This window comes from Thaumasiovibrio subtropicus (assembly GCF_019703835.1).
Classification (GTDB): domain Bacteria; phylum Pseudomonadota; class Gammaproteobacteria; order Enterobacterales; family Vibrionaceae; genus Thaumasiovibrio; species Thaumasiovibrio subtropicus.
Genome location: NZ_AP023054.1, coordinates 1,613,891 through 1,639,155 on the forward strand (window position 1 = coordinate 1,613,891; position 25,265 = coordinate 1,639,155).

The 25,265-nt window shown below is 54.0% G+C and carries 1 protein-coding gene (cut by a window edge); it reads left to right on the plus strand.

Translation table 11 applies throughout. The features are described 5' to 3' along the window. On the plus strand, positions 1–25,201 hold the 3' portion of the coding sequence (locus TSUB_RS07380) for an Ig-like domain-containing protein (protein ID WP_221274571.1). It extends 13,367 nt beyond the left edge of the window; 25,201 of the gene's 38,568 nt are visible here — the last part of the coding sequence; its start codon lies off the left edge, out of view; the stop codon is at positions 25,199–25,201. Positions 25,202–25,265: the final 64 nt, after the last annotated feature.

The window sequence follows — 25,265 nt, forward strand, 5'->3', positions numbered from 1 at the left end:
CGAAGTGGCGCCAGAAGGCACCGTGACCGCACAAATCACCGATGCGGCGGGTAACGTCTCTGACGAAGCGAGCGAGACAGCGTTGGCAGCGGACACAGAAGTGAAAGCACCGACGATCACCATCGCAGGCGATACCAATAACGATGGTGTGTACAACGCAGAAGAACTTGGAACAGATGGCACCGTGACGGCGACCATCAGCTTGCCAGACGACTTCAATGCGGAAACCGACACGTTGACCATCAACGGTGAAACCGTGTCTGCGGATGACATCGTCGATGGCAAAGTGACAGTCGAAGTGGCGCCAGAAGGCACCGTGACCGCACAAATCACCGATGCGGCGGGTAACGTCTCTGACGAAGCGAGCGAGACAGCGTTGGCAGCGGACACAGAAGTGAAAGCACCGACGATCACCATCGCAGGCGATACCAATAACGATGGTGTGTACAACGCAGAAGAACTTGGAACAGATGGCACCGTGACGGCGACCATCAGCTTGCCAGACGACTTCAATGCGGAAACCGACACGTTGACCATCAACGGTGAAACCGTGTCTGCGGATGACATCGTCGATGGCAAAGTGACAGTCGAAGTGGCGCCAGAAGGCACCGTGACCGCACAAATCACCGATGCGGCGGGTAACGTCTCTGACGAAGCGAGCGAGACAGCGTTGGCAGCGGACACAGAAGTGAAAGCACCGACGATCACCATCGCAGGCGATACCAATAACGATGGTGTGTACAACGCAGAAGAACTTGGAACAGATGGCACCGTGACGGCGACCATCAGCTTGCCAGACGACTTCAATGCGGAAACCGACACGTTGACCATCAACGGTGAAACCGTGTCTGCGGATGACATCGTCGATGGCAAAGTGACAGTCGAAGTGGCGCCAGAAGGCACCGTGACCGCACAAATCACCGATGCGGCGGGTAACGTCTCTGACGAAGCGAGCGAGACAGCGTTGGCAGCGGACACAGAAGTGAAAGCACCGACGATCACCATCGCAGGCGATACCAATAACGATGGTGTGTACAACGCAGAAGAACTTGGAACAGATGGCACCGTGACGGCGACCATCAGCTTGCCAGACGACTTCAATGCGGAAACCGACACGTTGACCATCAACGGTGAAACCGTGTCTGCGGATGACATCGTCGATGGCAAAGTGACAGTCGAAGTGGCGCCAGAAGGCACCGTGACCGCACAAATCACCGATGCGGCGGGTAACGTCTCTGACGAAGCGAGCGAGACAGCGTTGGCAGCGGACACAGAAGTGAAAGCACCGACGATCACCATCGCAGGCGATACCAATAACGATGGTGTGTACAACGCAGAAGAACTTGGAACAGATGGCACCGTGACGGCGACCATCAGCTTGCCAGACGACTTCAATGCGGAAACCGACACGTTGACCATCAACGGTGAAACCGTGTCTGCGGATGACATCGTCGATGGCAAAGTGACAGTCGAAGTGGCGCCAGAAGGCACCGTGACCGCACAAATCACCGATGCGGCGGGTAACGTCTCTGACGAAGCGAGCGAGACAGCGTTGGCAGCGGACACAGAAGTGAAAGCACCGACGATCACCATCGCAGGCGATACCAATAACGATGGTGTGTACAACGCAGAAGAACTTGGAACAGATGGCACCGTGACGGCGACCATCAGCTTGCCAGACGACTTCAATGCGGAAACCGACACGTTGACCATCAACGGTGAAACCGTGTCTGCGGATGACATCGTCGATGGCAAAGTGACAGTCGAAGTGGCGCCAGAAGGCACCGTGACCGCACAAATCACCGATGCGGCGGGTAACGTCTCTGACGAAGCGAGCGAGACAGCGTTGGCAGCGGACACAGAAGTGAAAGCACCGACGATCACCATCGCAGGCGATACCAATAACGATGGTGTGTACAACGCAGAAGAACTTGGAACAGATGGCACCGTGACGGCGACCATCAGCTTGCCAGACGACTTCAATGCGGAAACCGACACGTTGACCATCAACGGTGAAACCGTGTCTGCGGATGACATCGTCGATGGCAAAGTGACAGTCGAAGTGGCGCCAGAAGGCACCGTGACCGCACAAATCACCGATGCGGCGGGTAACGTCTCTGACGAAGCGAGCGAGACAGCGTTGGCAGCGGACACAGAAGTGAAAGCACCGACGATCACCATCGCAGGCGATACCAATAACGATGGTGTGTACAACGCAGAAGAACTTGGAACAGATGGCACCGTGACGGCGACCATCAGCTTGCCAGACGACTTCAATGCGGAAACCGACACGTTGACCATCAACGGTGAAACCGTGTCTGCGGATGACATCGTCGATGGCAAAGTGACAGTCGAAGTGGCGCCAGAAGGCACCGTGACCGCACAAATCACCGATGCGGCGGGTAACGTCTCTGACGAAGCGAGCGAGACAGCGTTGGCAGCGGACACAGAAGTGAAAGCACCGACGATCACCATCGCAGGCGATACCAATAACGATGGTGTGTACAACGCAGAAGAACTTGGAACAGATGGCACCGTGACGGCGACCATCAGCTTGCCAGACGACTTCAATGCGGAAACCGACACGTTGACCATCAACGGTGAAACCGTGTCTGCGGATGACATCGTCGATGGCAAAGTGACAGTCGAAGTGGCGCCAGAAGGCACCGTGACCGCACAAATCACCGATGCGGCGGGTAACGTCTCTGACGAAGCGAGCGAGACAGCGTTGGCAGCGGACACAGAAGTGAAAGCACCGACGATCACCATCGCAGGCGATACCAATAACGATGGTGTGTACAACGCAGAAGAACTTGGAACAGATGGCACCGTGACGGCGACCATCAGCTTGCCAGACGACTTCAATGCGGAAACCGACACGTTGACCATCAACGGTGAAACCGTGTCTGCGGATGACATCGTCGATGGCAAAGTGACAGTCGAAGTGGCGCCAGAAGGCACCGTGACCGCACAAATCACCGATGCGGCGGGTAACGTCTCTGACGAAGCGAGCGAGACAGCGTTGGCAGCGGACACAGAAGTGAAAGCACCGACGATCACCATCGCAGGCGATACCAATAACGATGGTGTGTACAACGCAGAAGAACTTGGAACAGATGGCACCGTGACGGCGACCATCAGCTTGCCAGACGACTTCAATGCGGAAACCGACACGTTGACCATCAACGGTGAAACCGTGTCTGCGGATGACATCGTCGATGGCAAAGTGACAGTCGAAGTGGCGCCAGAAGGCACCGTGACCGCACAAATCACCGATGCGGCGGGTAACGTCTCTGACGAAGCGAGCGAGACAGCGTTGGCAGCGGACACAGAAGTGAAAGCACCGACGATCACCATCGCAGGCGATACCAATAACGATGGTGTGTACAACGCAGAAGAACTTGGAACAGATGGCACCGTGACGGCGACCATCAGCTTGCCAGACGACTTCAATGCGGAAACCGACACGTTGACCATCAACGGTGAAACCGTGTCTGCGGATGACATCGTCGATGGCAAAGTGACAGTCGAAGTGGCGCCAGAAGGCACCGTGACCGCACAAATCACCGATGCGGCGGGTAACGTCTCTGACGAAGCGAGCGAGACAGCGTTGGCAGCGGACACAGAAGTGAAAGCACCGACGATCACCATCGCAGGCGATACCAATAACGATGGTGTGTACAACGCAGAAGAACTTGGAACAGATGGCACCGTGACGGCGACCATCAGCTTGCCAGACGACTTCAATGCGGAAACCGACACGTTGACCATCAACGGTGAAACCGTGTCTGCGGATGACATCGTCGATGGCAAAGTGACAGTCGAAGTGGCGCCAGAAGGCACCGTGACCGCACAAATCACCGATGCGGCGGGTAACGTCTCTGACGAAGCGAGCGAGACAGCGTTGGCAGCGGACACAGAAGTGAAAGCACCGACGATCACCATCGCAGGCGATACCAATAACGATGGTGTGTACAACGCAGAAGAACTTGGAACAGATGGCACCGTGACGGCGACCATCAGCTTGCCAGACGACTTCAATGCGGAAACCGACACGTTGACCATCAACGGTGAAACCGTGTCTGCGGATGACATCGTCGATGGCAAAGTGACAGTCGAAGTGGCGCCAGAAGGCACCGTGACCGCACAAATCACCGATGCGGCGGGTAACGTCTCTGACGAAGCGAGCGAGACAGCGTTGGCAGCGGACACAGAAGTGAAAGCACCGACGATCACCATCGCAGGCGATACCAATAACGATGGTGTGTACAACGCAGAAGAACTTGGAACAGATGGCACCGTGACGGCGACCATCAGCTTGCCAGACGACTTCAATGCGGAAACCGACACGTTGACCATCAACGGTGAAACCGTGTCTGCGGATGACATCGTCGATGGCAAAGTGACAGTCGAAGTGGCGCCAGAAGGCACCGTGACCGCACAAATCACCGATGCGGCGGGTAACGTCTCTGACGAAGCGAGCGAGACAGCGTTGGCAGCGGACACAGAAGTGAAAGCACCGACGATCACCATCGCAGGCGATACCAATAACGATGGTGTGTACAACGCAGAAGAACTTGGAACAGATGGCACCGTGACGGCGACCATCAGCTTGCCAGACGACTTCAATGCGGAAACCGACACGTTGACCATCAACGGTGAAACCGTGTCTGCGGATGACATCGTCGATGGCAAAGTGACAGTCGAAGTGGCGCCAGAAGGCACCGTGACCGCACAAATCACCGATGCGGCGGGTAACGTCTCTGACGAAGCGAGCGAGACAGCGTTGGCAGCGGACACAGAAGTGAAAGCACCGACGATCACCATCGCAGGCGATACCAATAACGATGGTGTGTACAACGCAGAAGAACTTGGAACAGATGGCACCGTGACGGCGACCATCAGCTTGCCAGACGACTTCAATGCGGAAACCGACACGTTGACCATCAACGGTGAAACCGTGTCTGCGGATGACATCGTCGATGGCAAAGTGACAGTCGAAGTGGCGCCAGAAGGCACCGTGACCGCACAAATCACCGATGCGGCGGGTAACGTCTCTGACGAAGCGAGCGAGACAGCGTTGGCAGCGGACACAGAAGTGAAAGCACCGACGATCACCATCGCAGGCGATACCAATAACGATGGTGTGTACAACGCAGAAGAACTTGGAACAGATGGCACCGTGACGGCGACCATCAGCTTGCCAGACGACTTCAATGCGGAAACCGACACGTTGACCATCAACGGTGAAACCGTGTCTGCGGATGACATCGTCGATGGCAAAGTGACAGTCGAAGTGGCGCCAGAAGGCACCGTGACCGCACAAATCACCGATGCGGCGGGTAACGTCTCTGACGAAGCGAGCGAGACAGCGTTGGCAGCGGACACAGAAGTGAAAGCACCGACGATCACCATCGCAGGCGATACCAATAACGATGGTGTGTACAACGCAGAAGAACTTGGAACAGATGGCACCGTGACGGCGACCATCAGCTTGCCAGACGACTTCAATGCGGAAACCGACACGTTGACCATCAACGGTGAAACCGTGTCTGCGGATGACATCGTCGATGGCAAAGTGACAGTCGAAGTGGCGCCAGAAGGCACCGTGACCGCACAAATCACCGATGCGGCGGGTAACGTCTCTGACGAAGCGAGCGAGACAGCGTTGGCAGCGGACACAGAAGTGAAAGCACCGACGATCACCATCGCAGGCGATACCAATAACGATGGTGTGTACAACGCAGAAGAACTTGGAACAGATGGCACCGTGACGGCGACCATCAGCTTGCCAGACGACTTCAATGCGGAAACCGACACGTTGACCATCAACGGTGAAACCGTGTCTGCGGATGACATCGTCGATGGCAAAGTGACAGTCGAAGTGGCGCCAGAAGGCACCGTGACCGCACAAATCACCGATGCGGCGGGTAACGTCTCTGACGAAGCGAGCGAGACAGCGTTGGCAGCGGACACAGAAGTGAAAGCACCGACGATCACCATCGCAGGCGATACCAATAACGATGGTGTGTACAACGCAGAAGAACTTGGAACAGATGGCACCGTGACGGCGACCATCAGCTTGCCAGACGACTTCAATGCGGAAACCGACACGTTGACCATCAACGGTGAAACCGTGTCTGCGGATGACATCGTCGATGGCAAAGTGACAGTCGAAGTGGCGCCAGAAGGCACCGTGACCGCACAAATCACCGATGCGGCGGGTAACGTCTCTGACGAAGCGAGCGAGACAGCGTTGGCAGCGGACACAGAAGTGAAAGCACCGACGATCACCATCGCAGGCGATACCAATAACGATGGTGTGTACAACGCAGAAGAACTTGGAACAGATGGCACCGTGACGGCGACCATCAGCTTGCCAGACGACTTCAATGCGGAAACCGACACGTTGACCATCAACGGTGAAACCGTGTCTGCGGATGACATCGTCGATGGCAAAGTGACAGTCGAAGTGGCGCCAGAAGGCACCGTGACCGCACAAATCACCGATGCGGCGGGTAACGTCTCTGACGAAGCGAGCGAGACAGCGTTGGCAGCGGACACAGAAGTGAAAGCACCGACGATCACCATCGCAGGCGATACCAATAACGATGGTGTGTACAACGCAGAAGAACTTGGAACAGATGGCACCGTGACGGCGACCATCAGCTTGCCAGACGACTTCAATGCGGAAACCGACACGTTGACCATCAACGGTGAAACCGTGTCTGCGGATGACATCGTCGATGGCAAAGTGACAGTCGAAGTGGCGCCAGAAGGCACCGTGACCGCACAAATCACCGATGCGGCGGGTAACGTCTCTGACGAAGCGAGCGAGACAGCGTTGGCAGCGGACACAGAAGTGAAAGCACCGACGATCACCATCGCAGGCGATACCAATAACGATGGTGTGTACAACGCAGAAGAACTTGGAACAGATGGCACCGTGACGGCGACCATCAGCTTGCCAGACGACTTCAATGCGGAAACCGACACGTTGACCATCAACGGTGAAACCGTGTCTGCGGATGACATCGTCGATGGCAAAGTGACAGTCGAAGTGGCGCCAGAAGGCACCGTGACCGCACAAATCACCGATGCGGCGGGTAACGTCTCTGACGAAGCGAGCGAGACAGCGTTGGCAGCGGACACAGAAGTGAAAGCACCGACGATCACCATCGCAGGCGATACCAATAACGATGGTGTGTACAACGCAGAAGAACTTGGAACAGATGGCACCGTGACGGCGACCATCAGCTTGCCAGACGACTTCAATGCGGAAACCGACACGTTGACCATCAACGGTGAAACCGTGTCTGCGGATGACATCGTCGATGGCAAAGTGACAGTCGAAGTGGCGCCAGAAGGCACCGTGACCGCACAAATCACCGATGCGGCGGGTAACGTCTCTGACGAAGCGAGCGAGACAGCGTTGGCAGCGGACACAGAAGTGAAAGCACCGACGATCACCATCGCAGGCGATACCAATAACGATGGTGTGTACAACGCAGAAGAACTTGGAACAGATGGCACCGTGACGGCGACCATCAGCTTGCCAGACGACTTCAATGCGGAAACCGACACGTTGACCATCAACGGTGAAACCGTGTCTGCGGATGACATCGTCGATGGCAAAGTGACAGTCGAAGTGGCGCCAGAAGGCACCGTGACCGCACAAATCACCGATGCGGCGGGTAACGTCTCTGACGAAGCGAGCGAGACAGCGTTGGCAGCGGACACAGAAGTGAAAGCACCGACGATCACCATCGCAGGCGATACCAATAACGATGGTGTGTACAACGCAGAAGAACTTGGAACAGATGGCACCGTGACGGCGACCATCAGCTTGCCAGACGACTTCAATGCGGAAACCGACACGTTGACCATCAACGGTGAAACCGTGTCTGCGGATGACATCGTCGATGGCAAAGTGACAGTCGAAGTGGCGCCAGAAGGCACCGTGACCGCACAAATCACCGATGCGGCGGGTAACGTCTCTGACGAAGCGAGCGAGACAGCGTTGGCAGCGGACACAGAAGTGAAAGCACCGACGATCACCATCGCAGGCGATACCAATAACGATGGTGTGTACAACGCAGAAGAACTTGGAACAGATGGCACCGTGACGGCGACCATCAGCTTGCCAGACGACTTCAATGCGGAAACCGACACGTTGACCATCAACGGTGAAACCGTGTCTGCGGATGACATCGTCGATGGCAAAGTGACAGTCGAAGTGGCGCCAGAAGGCACCGTGACCGCACAAATCACCGATGCGGCGGGTAACGTCTCTGACGAAGCGAGCGAGACAGCGTTGGCAGCGGACACAGAAGTGAAAGCACCGACGATCACCATCGCAGGCGATACCAATAACGATGGTGTGTACAACGCAGAAGAACTTGGAACAGATGGCACCGTGACGGCGACCATCAGCTTGCCAGACGACTTCAATGCGGAAACCGACACGTTGACCATCAACGGTGAAACCGTGTCTGCGGATGACATCGTCGATGGCAAAGTGACAGTCGAAGTGGCGCCAGAAGGCACCGTGACCGCACAAATCACCGATGCGGCGGGTAACGTCTCTGACGAAGCGAGCGAGACAGCGTTGGCAGCGGACACAGAAGTGAAAGCACCGACGATCACCATCGCAGGCGATACCAATAACGATGGTGTGTACAACGCAGAAGAACTTGGAACAGATGGCACCGTGACGGCGACCATCAGCTTGCCAGACGACTTCAATGCGGAAACCGACACGTTGACCATCAACGGTGAAACCGTGTCTGCGGATGACATCGTCGATGGCAAAGTGACAGTCGAAGTGGCGCCAGAAGGCACCGTGACCGCACAAATCACCGATGCGGCGGGTAACGTCTCTGACGAAGCGAGCGAGACAGCGTTGGCAGCGGACACAGAAGTGAAAGCACCGACGATCACCATCGCAGGCGATACCAATAACGATGGTGTGTACAACGCAGAAGAACTTGGAACAGATGGCACCGTGACGGCGACCATCAGCTTGCCAGACGACTTCAATGCGGAAACCGACACGTTGACCATCAACGGTGAAACCGTGTCTGCGGATGACATCGTCGATGGCAAAGTGACAGTCGAAGTGGCGCCAGAAGGCACCGTGACCGCACAAATCACCGATGCGGCGGGTAACGTCTCTGACGAAGCGAGCGAGACAGCGTTGGCAGCGGACACAGAAGTGAAAGCACCGACGATCACCATCGCAGGCGATACCAATAACGATGGTGTGTACAACGCAGAAGAACTTGGAACAGATGGCACCGTGACGGCGACCATCAGCTTGCCAGACGACTTCAATGCGGAAACCGACACGTTGACCATCAACGGTGAAACCGTGTCTGCGGATGACATCGTCGATGGCAAAGTGACAGTCGAAGTGGCGCCAGAAGGCACCGTGACCGCACAAATCACCGATGCGGCGGGTAACGTCTCTGACGAAGCGAGCGAGACAGCGTTGGCAGCGGACACAGAAGTGAAAGCACCGACGATCACCATCGCAGGCGATACCAATAACGATGGTGTGTACAACGCAGAAGAACTTGGAACAGATGGCACCGTGACGGCGACCATCAGCTTGCCAGACGACTTCAATGCGGAAACCGACACGTTGACCATCAACGGTGAAACCGTGTCTGCGGATGACATCGTCGATGGCAAAGTGACAGTCGAAGTGGCGCCAGAAGGCACCGTGACCGCACAAATCACCGATGCGGCGGGTAACGTCTCTGACGAAGCGAGCGAGACAGCGTTGGCAGCGGACACAGAAGTGAAAGCACCGACGATCACCATCGCAGGCGATACCAATAACGATGGTGTGTACAACGCAGAAGAACTTGGAACAGATGGCACCGTGACGGCGACCATCAGCTTGCCAGACGACTTCAATGCGGAAACCGACACGTTGACCATCAACGGTGAAACCGTGTCTGCGGATGACATCGTCGATGGCAAAGTGACAGTCGAAGTGGCGCCAGAAGGCACCGTGACCGCACAAATCACCGATGCGGCGGGTAACGTCTCTGACGAAGCGAGCGAGACAGCGTTGGCAGCGGACACAGAAGTGAAAGCACCGACGATCACCATCGCAGGCGATACCAATAACGATGGTGTGTACAACGCAGAAGAACTTGGAACAGATGGCACCGTGACGGCGACCATCAGCTTGCCAGACGACTTCAATGCGGAAACCGACACGTTGACCATCAACGGTGAAACCGTGTCTGCGGATGACATCGTCGATGGCAAAGTGACAGTCGAAGTGGCGCCAGAAGGCACCGTGACCGCACAAATCACCGATGCGGCGGGTAACGTCTCTGACGAAGCGAGCGAGACAGCGTTGGCAGCGGACACAGAAGTGAAAGCACCGACGATCACCATCGCAGGCGATACCAATAACGATGGTGTGTACAACGCAGAAGAACTTGGAACAGATGGCACCGTGACGGCGACCATCAGCTTGCCAGACGACTTCAATGCGGAAACCGACACGTTGACCATCAACGGTGAAACCGTGTCTGCGGATGACATCGTCGATGGCAAAGTGACAGTCGAAGTGGCGCCAGAAGGCACCGTGACCGCACAAATCACCGATGCGGCGGGTAACGTCTCTGACGAAGCGAGCGAGACAGCGTTGGCAGCGGACACAGAAGTGAAAGCACCGACGATCACCATCGCAGGCGATACCAATAACGATGGTGTGTACAACGCAGAAGAACTTGGAACAGATGGCACCGTGACGGCGACCATCAGCTTGCCAGACGACTTCAATGCGGAAACCGACACGTTGACCATCAACGGTGAAACCGTGTCTGCGGATGACATCGTCGATGGCAAAGTGACAGTCGAAGTGGCGCCAGAAGGCACCGTGACCGCACAAATCACCGATGCGGCGGGTAACGTCTCTGACGAAGCGAGCGAGACAGCGTTGGCAGCGGACACAGAAGTGAAAGCACCGACGATCACCATCGCAGGCGATACCAATAACGATGGTGTGTACAACGCAGAAGAACTTGGAACAGATGGCACCGTGACGGCGACCATCAGCTTGCCAGACGACTTCAATGCGGAAACCGACACGTTGACCATCAACGGTGAAACCGTGTCTGCGGATGACATCGTCGATGGCAAAGTGACAGTCGAAGTGGCGCCAGAAGGCACCGTGACCGCACAAATCACCGATGCGGCGGGTAACGTCTCTGACGAAGCGAGCGAGACAGCGTTGGCAGCGGACACAGAAGTGAAAGCACCGACGATCACCATCGCAGGCGATACCAATAACGATGGTGTGTACAACGCAGAAGAACTTGGAACAGATGGCACCGTGACGGCGACCATCAGCTTGCCAGACGACTTCAATGCGGAAACCGACACGTTGACCATCAACGGTGAAACCGTGTCTGCGGATGACATCGTCGATGGCAAAGTGACAGTCGAAGTGGCGCCAGAAGGCACCGTGACCGCACAAATCACCGATGCGGCGGGTAACGTCTCTGACGAAGCGAGCGAGACAGCGTTGGCAGCGGACACAGAAGTGAAAGCACCGACGATCACCATCGCAGGCGATACCAATAACGATGGTGTGTACAACGCAGAAGAACTTGGAACAGATGGCACCGTGACGGCGACCATCAGCTTGCCAGACGACTTCAATGCGGAAACCGACACGTTGACCATCAACGGTGAAACCGTGTCTGCGGATGACATCGTCGATGGCAAAGTGACAGTCGAAGTGGCGCCAGAAGGCACCGTGACCGCACAAATCACCGATGCGGCGGGTAACGTCTCTGACGAAGCGAGCGAGACAGCGTTGGCAGCGGACACAGAAGTGAAAGCACCGACGATCACCATCGCAGGCGATACCAATAACGATGGTGTGTACAACGCAGAAGAACTTGGAACAGATGGCACCGTGACGGCGACCATCAGCTTGCCAGACGACTTCAATGCGGAAACCGACACGTTGACCATCAACGGTGAAACCGTGTCTGCGGATGACATCGTCGATGGCAAAGTGACAGTCGAAGTGGCGCCAGAAGGCACCGTGACCGCACAAATCACCGATGCGGCGGGTAACGTCTCTGACGAAGCGAGCGAGACAGCGTTGGCAGCGGACACAGAAGTGAAAGCACCGACGATCACCATCGCAGGCGATACCAATAACGATGGTGTGTACAACGCAGAAGAACTTGGAACAGATGGCACCGTGACGGCGACCATCAGCTTGCCAGACGACTTCAATGCGGAAACCGACACGTTGACCATCAACGGTGAAACCGTGTCTGCGGATGACATCGTCGATGGCAAAGTGACAGTCGAAGTGGCGCCAGAAGGCACCGTGACCGCACAAATCACCGATGCGGCGGGTAACGTCTCTGACGAAGCGAGCGAGACAGCGTTGGCAGCGGACACAGAAGTGAAAGCACCGACGATCACCATCGCAGGCGATACCAATAACGATGGTGTGTACAACGCAGAAGAACTTGGAACAGATGGCACCGTGACGGCGACCATCAGCTTGCCAGACGACTTCAATGCGGAAACCGACACGTTGACCATCAACGGTGAAACCGTGTCTGCGGATGACATCGTCGATGGCAAAGTGACAGTCGAAGTGGCGCCAGAAGGCACCGTGACCGCACAAATCACCGATGCGGCGGGTAACGTCTCTGACGAAGCGAGCGAGACAGCGTTGGCAGCGGACACAGAAGTGAAAGCACCGACGATCACCATCGCAGGCGATACCAATAACGATGGTGTGTACAACGCAGAAGAACTTGGAACAGATGGCACCGTGACGGCGACCATCAGCTTGCCAGACGACTTCAATGCGGAAACCGACACGTTGACCATCAACGGTGAAACCGTGTCTGCGGATGACATCGTCGATGGCAAAGTGACAGTCGAAGTGGCGCCAGAAGGCACCGTGACCGCACAAATCACCGATGCGGCGGGTAACGTCTCTGACGAAGCGAGCGAGACAGCGTTGGCAGCGGACACAGAAGTGAAAGCACCGACGATCACCATCGCAGGCGATACCAATAACGATGGTGTGTACAACGCAGAAGAACTTGGAACAGATGGCACCGTGACGGCGACCATCAGCTTGCCAGACGACTTCAATGCGGAAACCGACACGTTGACCATCAACGGTGAAACCGTGTCTGCGGATGACATCGTCGATGGCAAAGTGACAGTCGAAGTGGCGCCAGAAGGCACCGTGACCGCACAAATCACCGATGCGGCGGGTAACGTCTCTGACGAAGCGAGCGAGACAGCGTTGGCAGCGGACACAGAAGTGAAAGCACCGACGATCACCATCGCAGGCGATACCAATAACGATGGTGTGTACAACGCAGAAGAACTTGGAACAGATGGCACCGTGACGGCGACCATCAGCTTGCCAGACGACTTCAATGCGGAAACCGACACGTTGACCATCAACGGTGAAACCGTGTCTGCGGATGACATCGTCGATGGCAAAGTGACAGTCGAAGTGGCGCCAGAAGGCACCGTGACCGCACAAATCACCGATGCGGCGGGTAACGTCTCTGACGAAGCGAGCGAGACAGCGTTGGCAGCGGACACAGAAGTGAAAGCACCGACGATCACCATCGCAGGCGATACCAATAACGATGGTGTGTACAACGCAGAAGAACTTGGAACAGATGGCACCGTGACGGCGACCATCAGCTTGCCAGACGACTTCAATGCGGAAACCGACACGTTGACCATCAACGGTGAAACCGTGTCTGCGGATGACATCGTCGATGGCAAAGTGACAGTCGAAGTGGCGCCAGAAGGCACCGTGACCGCACAAATCACCGATGCGGCGGGTAACGTCTCTGACGAAGCGAGCGAGACAGCGTTGGCAGCGGACACAGAAGTGAAAGCACCGACGATCACCATCGCAGGCGATACCAATAACGATGGTGTGTACAACGCAGAAGAACTTGGAACAGATGGCACCGTGACGGCGACCATCAGCTTGCCAGACGACTTCAATGCGGAAACCGACACGTTGACCATCAACGGTGAAACCGTGTCTGCGGATGACATCGTCGATGGCAAAGTGACAGTCGAAGTGGCGCCAGAAGGCACCGTGACCGCACAAATCACCGATGCGGCGGGTAACGTCTCTGACGAAGCGAGCGAGACAGCGTTGGCAGCGGACACAGAAGTGAAAGCACCGACGATCACCATCGCAGGCGATACCAATAACGATGGTGTGTACAACGCAGAAGAACTTGGAACAGATGGCACCGTGACGGCGACCATCAGCTTGCCAGACGACTTCAATGCGGAAACCGACACGTTGACCATCAACGGTGAAACCGTGTCTGCGGATGACATCGTCGATGGCAAAGTGACAGTCGAAGTGGCGCCAGAAGGCACCGTGACCGCACAAATCACCGATGCGGCGGGTAACGTCTCTGACGAAGCGAGCGAGACAGCGTTGGCAGCGGACACAGAAGTGAAAGCACCGACGATCACCATCGCAGGCGATACCAATAACGATGGTGTGTACAACGCAGAAGAACTTGGAACAGATGGCACCGTGACGGCGACCATCAGCTTGCCAGACGACTTCAATGCGGAAACCGACACGTTGACCATCAACGGTGAAACCGTGTCTGCGGATGACATCGTCGATGGCAAAGTGACAGTCGAAGTGGCGCCAGAAGGCACCGTGACCGCACAAATCACCGATGCGGCGGGTAACGTCTCTGACGAAGCGAGCGAGACAGCGTTGGCAGCGGACACAGAAGTGAAAGCACCGACGATCACCATCGCAGGCGATACCAATAACGATGGTGTGTACAACGCAGAAGAACTTGGAACAGATGGCACCGTGACGGCGACCATCAGCTTGCCAGACGACTTCAATGCGGAAACCGACACGTTGACCATCAACGGTGAAACCGTGTCTGCGGATGACATCGTCGATGGCAAAGTGACAGTCGAAGTGGCGCCAGAAGGCACCGTGACCGCACAAATCACCGATGCGGCGGGTAACGTCTCTGACGAAGCGAGCGAGACAGCGTTGGCAGCGGACACAGAAGTGAAAGCACCGACGATCACCATCGCAGGCGATACCAATAACGATGGTGTGTACAACGCAGAAGAACTTGGAACAGATGGCACCGTGACGGCGACCATCAGCTTGCCAGACGACTTCAATGCGGAAACCGACACGTTGACCATCAACGGTGAAACCGTGTCTGCGGATGACATCGTCGATGGCAAAGTGACAGTCGAAGTGGCGCCAGAAGGCACCGTGACCGCACAAATCACCGATGCGGCGGGTAACGTCTCTGACGAAGCGAGCGAGACAGCGTTGGCAGCGGACACAGAAGTGAAAGCACCGACGATCACCATCGCAGGCGATACCAATAACGATGGTGTGTACAACGCAGAAGAACTTGGAACAGATGGCACCGTGACGGCGACCATCAGCTTGCCAGACGACTTCAATGCGGAAACCGACACGTTGACCATCAACGGTGAAACCGTGTCTGCGGATGACATCGTCGATGGCAAAGTGACAGTCGAAGTGGCGCCAGAAGGCACCGTGACCGCACAAATCACCGATGCGGCGGGTAACGTCTCTGACGAAGCGAGCGAGACAGCGTTGGCAGCGGACACAGAAGTGAAAGCACCGACGATCACCATCGCAGGCGATACCAATAACGATGGTGTGTACAACGCAGAAGAACTTGGAACAGATGGCACCGTGACGGCGACCATCAGCTTGCCAGACGACTTCAATGCGGAAACCGACACGTTGACCATCAACGGTGAAACCGTGTCTGCGGATGACATCGTCGATGGCAAAGTGACAGTCGAAGTGGCGCCAGAAGGCACCGTGACCGCACAAATCACCGATGCGGCGGGTAACGTCTCTGACGAAGCGAGCGAGACAGCGTTGGCAGCGGACACAGAAGTGAAAGCACCGACGATCACCATCGCAGGCGATACCAATAACGATGGTGTGTACAACGCAGAAGAACTTGGAACAGATGGCACCGTGACGGCGACCATCAGCTTGCCAGACGACTTCAATGCGGAAACCGACACGTTGACCATCAACGGTGAAACCGTGTCTGCGGATGACATCGTCGATGGCAAAGTGACAGTCGAAGTGGCGCCAGAAGGCACCGTGACCGCACAAATCACCGATGCGGCGGGTAACGTCTCTGACGAAGCGAGCGAGACAGCGTTGGCAGCGGACACAGAAGTGAAAGCACCGACGATCACCATCGCAGGCGATACCAATAACGATGGTGTGTACAACGCAGAAGAACTTGGAACAGATGGCACCGTGACGGCGACCATCAGCTTGCCAGACGACTTCAATGCGGAAACCGACACGTTGACCATCAACGGTGAAACCGTGTCTGCGGATGACATCGTCGATGGCAAAGTGACAGTCGAAGTGGCGCCAGAAGGCACCGTGACCGCACAAATCACCGATGCGGCGGGTAACGTCTCTGACGAAGCGAGCGAGACAGCGTTGGCAGCGGACACAGAAGTGAAAGCACCGACGATCACCATCGCAGGCGATACCAATAACGATGGTGTGTACAACGCAGAAGAACTTGGAACAGATGGCACCGTGACGGCGACCATCAGCTTGCCAGACGACTTCAATGCGGAAACCGACACGTTGACCATCAACGGTGAAACCGTGTCTGCGGATGACATCGTCGATGGCAAAGTGACAGTCGAAGTGGCGCCAGAAGGCACCGTGACCGCACAAATCACCGATGCGGCGGGTAACGTCTCTGACGAAGCGAGCGAGACAGCGTTGGCAGCGGACACAGAAGTGAAAGCACCGACGATCACCATCGCAGGCGATACCAATAACGATGGTGTGTACAACGCAGAAGAACTTGGAACAGATGGCACCGTGACGGCGACCATCAGCTTGCCAGACGACTTCAATGCGGAAACCGACACGTTGACCATCAACGGTGAAACCGTGTCTGCGGATGACATCGTCGATGGCAAAGTGACAGTCGAAGTGGCGCCAGAAGGCACCGTGACCGCACAAATCACCGATGCGGCGGGTAACGTCTCTGACGAAGCGAGCGAGACAGCGTTGGCAGCGGACACAGAAGTGAAAGCACCGACGATCACCATCGCAGGCGATACCAATAACGATGGTGTGTACAACGCAGAAGAACTTGGAACAGATGGCACCGTGACGGCGACCATCAGCTTGCCAGACGACTTCAATGCGGAAACCGACACGTTGACCATCAACGGTGAAACCGTGTCTGCGGATGACATCGTCGATGGCAAAGTGACAGTCGAAGTGGCGCCAGAAGGCACCGTGACCGCACAAATCACCGATGCGGCGGGTAACGTCTCTGACGAAGCGAGCGAGACAGCGTTGGCAGCGGACACAGAAGTGAAAGCACCGACGATCACCATCGCAGGCGATACCAATAACGATGGTGTGTACAACGCAGAAGAACTTGGAACAGATGGCACCGTGACGGCGACCATCAGCTTGCCAGACGACTTCAATGCGGAAACCGACACGTTGACCATCAACGGTGAAACCGTGTCTGCGGATGACATCGTCGATGGCAAAGTGACAGTCGAAGTGGCGCCAGAAGGCACCGTGACCGCACAAATCACCGATGCGGCGGGTAACGTCTCTGACGAAGCGAGCGAGACAGCGTTGGCAGCGGACACAGAAGTGAAAGCACCGACGATCACCATCGCAGGCGATACCAATAACGATGGTGTGTACAACGCAGAAGAACTTGGAACAGATGGCACCGTGACGGCGACCATCAGCTTGCCAGACGACTTCAATGCGGAAACCGACACGTTGACCATCAACGGTGAAACCGTGTCTGCGGATGACATCGTCGATGGCAAAGTGACAGTCGAAGTGGCGCCAGAAGGCACCGTGACCGCACAAATCACCGATGCGGCGGGTAACGTCTCTGACGAAGCGAGCGAGACAGCGTTGGCAGCGGACACAGAAGTGAAAGCACCGACGATCACCATCGCAGGCGATACCAATAACGATGGTGTGTACAACGCAGAAGAACTTGGAACAGATGGCACCGTGACGGCGACCATCAGCTTGCCAGACGACTTCAATGCGGAAACCGACACGTTGACCATCAACGGTGAAACCGTGTCTGCGGATGACATCGTCGATGGCAAAGTGACAGTCGAAGTGGCGCCAGAAGGCACCGTGACCGCACAAATCACCGATGCGGCGGGTAACGTCTCTGACGAAGCGAGCGAGACAGCGTTGGCAGCGGACACAGAAGTGAAAGCACCGACGATCACCATCGCAGGCGATACCAATAACGATGGTGTGTACAACGCAGAAGAACTTGGAACAGATGGCACCGTGACGGCGACCATCAGCTTGCCAGACGACTTCAATGCGGAAACCGACACGTTGACCATCAACGGTGAAACCGTGTCTGCGGATGACATCGTCGATGGCAAAGTGACAGTCGAAGTGGCGCCAGAAGGCACCGTGACCGCACAAATCACCGATGCGGCGGGTAACGTCTCTGACGAAGCGAGCGAGACAGCGTTGGCAGCGGACACAGAAGTGAAAGCACCGACGATCACCATCGCAGGCGATACCAATAACGATGGTGTGTACAACGCAGAAGAACTTGGAACAGATGGCACCGTGACGGCGACCATCAGCTTGCCAGACGACTTCAATGCGGAAACCGACACGTTGACCATCAACGGTGAAACCGTGTCTGCGGATGACATCGTCGATGGCAAAGTGACAGTCGAAGTGGCGCCAGAAGGCACCGTGACCGCACAAATCACCGATGCGGCGGGTAACGTCTCTGACGAAGCGAGCGAGACAGCGTTGGCAGCGGACACAGAGGCGCCAACCCCTCCAGCTATCACAAACATTACCGATGACTCGGTTGCTAATGACTACTCACTGGTCACAATGCATGGTACAGGTGAGCCTGGTAATACGATTAACATTTACGATGAAGACAATAATCTCGTAAATGTTGATAGCTCTGGAAGCCCGGTGACGATCACTGTCGCAGCAGACGGCACTTGGACTTACGATATCTCGGATTTGGTGAATACGCCGGATAATGATAATGAGTTCTTCACAGCCACACAGGTTGACGCGGCAGGTAATGAGAGCGACCGAACAGACAAAACCCACTATTTCCATGGTGATTACAACCCAGCGCAGACAGATGTCTCAGATGATTATGCGTTGTTTGGTGAGGGTGACGACAAACTGTATGTCAATGATGACGATAGTAATGACCAGCTCACTGCTGATGGCGGTGCTGGTACTGACACCGCGGTACTAAACTTCGCTTCATCAGATGCAACAATCACTCTGGGTGCGAATGGTGAAATCATTATTACCGAAACTACTGGCTCCAATGATATTAACACCTTCATTGAGTTTGAAGTCTTTGAGTTCACGGACGGTAGTAAGACAAAAGATGAGCTGTTCGCTCCTACTGTTACTATCAGTGATGACGATGACACACTGTCGTTGACTGAGCTAGAAGGTAAAGTGCAGTACACCATCGGTTTGCCACCAGGTGCTGTCGCGGGTGCCGTATTGATATTAAGTCTAAATGGCGTTGAACAAGCACCCTATACATTGACAGATGCAGACATTCAAAACGGAAGTATCGAACGAGAAGTCGATGGCTCTTCGATTAATACAACTCTCGACAACTTCACGGTTGAGGCAGAGATTCAATATCAAGGCTTCACAAGTGCGTCAGCACAAGACTCTGTCGAAATTAATGATGCGCCTGTAGCTAACAACGATACCTTCGGGCTTCAAGGTAGCTACTATGGTTGGGAACAGTCGGTACAAGGCAGTAATTTAGACTCTATTCAAGAAGCTCGAGATTATCTGGCGGCAAACGAAGCTGACGCTACCTTTAACGCTAAGGAAGTCAGCTATGAACGTGGCGAAGATAATCTAGGTACAGGTGATAGTCTGCAAGACTTCCTTGGTGATGACGCTGCGACATTGAGTAATGACCCAAGTGATACATCTGATGCGTTTATTCATTTAGAAGGCGCGATCTATCTAGAATCAGGTGACTACAAGTTCTCTGTCACTGCGGATGACGGCTATGCCATTGTCATCAACGGTGAAACCGTGGCGATTTATGATGGCACTCAGAGCCAGACGACACGAGAGCACGGTGTATTCGATATTGCTTCAGATGGCTATTACAACATCGAGATCATCTATTTCGATCAAGGTGGCGCTTATGTCTTTAAACCAGAACTGGGTAAAGTCGAAGAGAGCGGCACTGTTTATAAACCACTAAATGAATACACGTTGTCGAATAACGTCCTCACAACCGATGAAGACAATGCCTTAACGATTGATTCAGCAACGTTACTCGCTAATGACAGTGATCCAAATGGCGACACCATTACCATCACAAGTGTACAAGCACCAGCTAATGCACAATGGTCGGTTGAGTTAGACAGCAACGGCAATGTGCTATTTACACCTAATGATGATTTTAATGGTGTTGCAGATTTCACCTATACAATCACAGATGAGCATGGCGATAGCGCAACAGCGACGGTGACGGTTAACGTTGTTGCAGTTAATGACGCACCGGTGGCGAGTGACGACACGGCGATCACCACAGACGAAGACACTGCAGTCAGCAATATCAATGTGTTGGGCAATGACACGGATGTGGACGGCGACACCCTGACGGTGACAGGTGCGAGCGCCGAAAACGGCACGGTGACCATCAACGCCGACGGTACGCTGAACTACACGCCAAACGGCGACTACAACGGCAGCGACACCATCACGTATACCATTAGTGATGGTCAGGGCGGCACGGACACGGCGACCATCGCGGTGACCGTGAATCCGGTGAATGACGCACCGGTGGCGAATGACGATACGGCGATCACCACAGAGGAAGACACTACAGTCAGCAATATCAATGTGTTGGGCAATGACACAGATGCGGACGGCGACACCCTGACGGTGACAGGCGCAAGCGCCGAAAATGGCACGGTGACCATCAACGCCGACGGCACGCTAAACTACACGCCAAACGGCGATTACAACGGCAGCGACACCATCACGTACACCATCAGTGATGGTAAGGGCGGCACGGACACGGCGACCATCGCGGTGACCGTGAGTCCGGTGAATGACACACCGGTAGTCACACCAACCGTAGAGTTTGATGCGGTTGAAGACAATGGCAGTCTAACCGGAGCAGTGTCTGTTACTGATGTCGATAGTGGCGCGTTCACCTTTACGATTGTTGGCAATACGCCAGCAGGTTTCAATCTGGACGCGGATGGGAATTGGAGCTTCGATACTACCGATGTTGCCTATGATGCGATGGCGGTGAATGAAACTCAGCGTATTTCAGTGACCGTCGAAGTATCAGATGGAGAAGGTGGCACTGTTCAGCAAGTCATTCATATCGACATAACAGGTACCAATGATAATCCAACGGCTGAAGCCTTTATCGAAACACTCACCAATGACGGCTCAGTGCAGTTTACGTTTGATGAGCATGTTAGTGATGTAGAAGATGATCGCAGCAGCACCGACGCGAAGGAGACAACCATTGTCGATATCGAAGATGGTCAGTTTGGTTCGCTTTACATCGTCGACGGTGATCAGCGTACGCCGATAGATGCAAATACTGTCCTAGACGATGACGCTGTGGTTGAGTATCAACTTCGTGATGACCTCCACGATTACTTGAGCTTTGATGCATCAGAAGATCTGCCAGCAGGCTTCGTTAATGGAGCGACATCAACCATTTCGTTGGATAACGGCACCGTTATTTCCGGTGGTCGATTTACAGGTCAAGAACCTTATGGTTCCGGTTTATCTTCGAAAGAGCTCTACTACGATGGCGCAGACAATGAAACGGGCTTGGGTGTTGGCGACGCAGAAATCGATGTCACGCAGAAAGACTACATTGCGGTGGAATTCGCAGATGGTGTCATGGTGACAGAAGCGAATGTCAGCTTTGGTAGCGTTTGGGCTCACTATGAAGATGGTCATGTTGCAGACGCGCAAGTTGTCGTCTTACTGATTAACAATGAGACAAATCAGTACGAGAAAGTGATTTTCGACGATAGTGACCTAGGTTACTACGACGGTTCTGGTGAGTTTGTCGCTAATGTCACCTCGAGCAACGGTTTTGATGAAATCCGCATCTACACAGAACAGGGTGATGCGTCTAATGCTGATTCAGGTAAGAACAGTAATATTACTTTCCAAGGTATCGATATTGTTGATGCTGAGGTGAGTGAAGTTATCGACTACACAGCCAAAGACAGTGATGGAGGTGAGCATAGCTCTACAGTAACTATCGATGTCGATAGCACTAAGGACGCCTTGAATGATGCACCGACAATTGGAGTGGTCGCGTTTAGTGATTCTGCTCAAGAAGACACTGCGATCACACTCGACCTCAATGAGATCATTTCAGCAGCTCAAGATGCCGATGGTGACGAGATTGTCATTACTGGCCTAACGGTTGATGCGCAATATGGCGAGCTAACCTTAACTGAGTCGAATGGACAAATTACGGGTGCAGTGTTCACCCCGGCGAAAGATATTCACACAGCCGATGGTGCGCCAGTTGAGTTCAATGTCACGATTTCAGATGGATTGCACTCGGTTGAAACGACAGCAAATATCGATATTGCTGCTGTTGCTGATGCACCGGATGTTTCAATCACAATTGGTAACCCAACCACGGTTGAAATATATACAGGTAACACTGAGGGTCGAACCTACACGGATCTCGCGACGGTTAAGAATGAGTATGGCCGTCTAAAACGTGAAGGTGACGATAATCAAAACCACATGGTGGATGGTGTCTCAAGCACAGGCATTCTTTACATTGGCCACGGCATGAATGACACGATTCAGATTACCCACGCGAATGTTACGGATGATGTCCTGATTGGTGATGACGGTATCTTAGGCAATAACGACACTGGTATATCGGTTAACGATACACTCGATGCTGGCGCTGGGAACGATATATTGATTGGTGAAGAGGGCTGGGATGCCTTGTATGGTGATGAGGGTATCGATACAGCCGTTTATGCGGGTAATTTTGCCGACTATGAGATCAAACCAACAACCTATAGTTCGACCTCGTTTACCGTCACGGATCTCAATACCTCAGAATATGACGAAGGTACCGATACGTTGCATGATATTGAGTATCTGCAGTTTGCCGATGGTGTTTATCATAATGTGAATGGTGAGTGGGTTCTTGCAACCGAAACCTTCTTGGATTACCCCATTGATATCGATGCATCGGTGACGGACACCGATGGTAGCGAAGTGATCGATAGCATCGTGATTACAGGCCTGCCAGATGGGGCATCTATTGTTGATGCCAATGGCAATGTTGTTGGCAGCGCAGACGGTAATGGCAATTGGACAATCCCGATTGTTAATGGACAGCAGTCGGTATCTATTTCTGGCCTAGCAGTCAGAGCGCCAGAAGATGCGAATGTTGATATCACTGTGACGGCGACTTCTATCGAAACATCAACGCAAGGCACTGCCAGCGAGTCTACCGCATCAAGTAGTGAAGAAGCTGCTGCAGCACATGACATTTTTGTCGACCAAGGCGGCTCTACACCGACGACACTGGTTACTCTAGTGATCGACTCCTCTGGCAGTATGGACTTTGAACCTTATGATGATGTCGATAATCACCCTGATGAAGACAAGATGCGGATTGAGATCGTTCTAGAAGCAAGTATTGCGATGCTTGAGAACCTCAAAACGCAAGAAGGTTGGGAAGATGTACTTGTTCAACTGGTTGATTTCGATGACCGTTACAGTGATTCGTCTGATTCATCAGCAACCTCGCTAGGTTGGTACAGTGTTAACGATGCTATCAGTACCTTGACGACGGCAAAAGATCAGCTTGCTGCTTATGGTGACAACTACTCCGGGGTCTTCAAACCTCAAGGTGGTACCGATTATGAAGAGGCCGCATATGCTGTCATGGGTGGCTACGAGTCCACCACAATCACAAGCATTGAGGGTGAAACTAACGATGTGATTTACTTCCTCAGCGATGGGGAAAGTAATGGTGGCTGGGGTGGCGGCAGCACTGGGCCGAGAGATGAATGGGAAGAGTTCATTGCGGGTAAAGATGTACAAGCTGTTGGCATCGTACGTGATGACCAAGATAAATCTGGCCTTGATGATCTGTCACTGATCTCTAGCAACGTGACTTACTTAAGTGATTCAGAGATTAAAACTGAGTTACCTAAGCTTGTGCCAACCATTGGCCAAGCAGGACAGTTGACATCTGGTATTACAGGTCAAGACGCGGCTTCAGTGGTTATCGATGTCGATAAGCTCTCAGTGTTGAAAATGATCGACAACAATGGCAACGATATTTCGAATCAGCCAGTTATTTCAGAGATCAACGGCCAGTTGAAAGTTGAAACGCAGTACGGTGATTTGCTTATCGAGTCAGATGGCAGCTACTACTTCCAGCCTATTTCTGGTGCGCCTGTCATCGATTCAGGTGAAGCAGTAGGGTTGGAAATTCTTTATACCGTCGCTGACAGCAATGGTAATGAGAGTGAACAATTGTTGTCAGTCAACATTAGCCCATCGTATGAAGCAAATGCCGCCGTGCTGAATACGGTAAATGCCTCTACAGGCGATGATGTCATCGAGGGAACAAACCAAGACGACATTATCTTAGGTCATCAAGGCGATGATACTATAGATGGTGGTTTAGGTGCGGATATCCTCATTGGCGGTGAAGGCGATGATTTGCTGCTTGGTGGCTTGGGTAACGATATTCTCACTGGCGGAGAGGGTAGTGATACCTTTGTCTTCGAATTGGGAAGCCTAGGGGCGAGTAATACAGGCGATGCGGATGTGATTACCGACTTTAGTATCCTTGAAGGTGACAAGCTCGACCTTTCAGACTTGTTCTCTGATTTGCAGCCGAATGATCCGGTGAGCAATTACTTGAACATTAGTGACGACGCTGACGGCAATGCCGTGGTTACTGTCAATAAAGGTGGTGAGTCTTTCACTGTCGAGTTTGAAGGGGTGTCTAGCGCAGATTTAACCAATTATCTTTATGACCCAACGAACCCGGGTTTAATAGAGAAATAGGGATCTGAGACCTAAAAGAAAGCCGGATATCATAGTGATGATATCCGGCTTTTTCTATTGGGCT